The following is a 264-nucleotide window of genomic DNA, read 5'->3' as shown; positions in this document are numbered from 1 at the left end:
ATAAAATAACCTAATTGATATGCAACTAAAAATGTGACTATGAGTATAACTAAGGATATACCTAACCTTTTGAGGGCAATTGCCTTCAATTCAATAGGGTTCATCAAACTAGCTAATAAATTCCCGAGAACACTTAAAAATGAACATAAGAATACAAATAAAAGAGTAAAACCTATAATTTTTTCGATCATTTAATTACCATATACTGTTTCTTGGCTACCTAATAGCTGTCTTATTGAAAATGTCTTAGTCCGGGTAACAACC

Annotated in this window: 1 protein-coding gene; it reads right to left on the bottom strand. The window is 30.3% G+C overall.

Translation table 11 applies throughout. From position 1 onward, the window contains the following. Nucleotides 1-191, bottom strand: a 191-nt coding sequence (locus SB749_RS19805; RefSeq protein WP_410711813.1) for a hypothetical protein, incomplete at its 3' end; no start/stop codon positions are given. Nucleotides 192-264: the final 73 nt, after the last annotated feature.

This window comes from Brevibacterium sp. SIMBA_078 (assembly GCF_046534565.1).
In the GTDB taxonomy this organism is placed as follows: domain Bacteria; phylum Actinomycetota; class Actinomycetes; order Actinomycetales; family Brevibacteriaceae; genus Brevibacterium.
The sequence above is the reverse complement of the archived record's forward strand: the minus strand, read 5'-3'. Positions and strand labels throughout refer to the sequence as shown.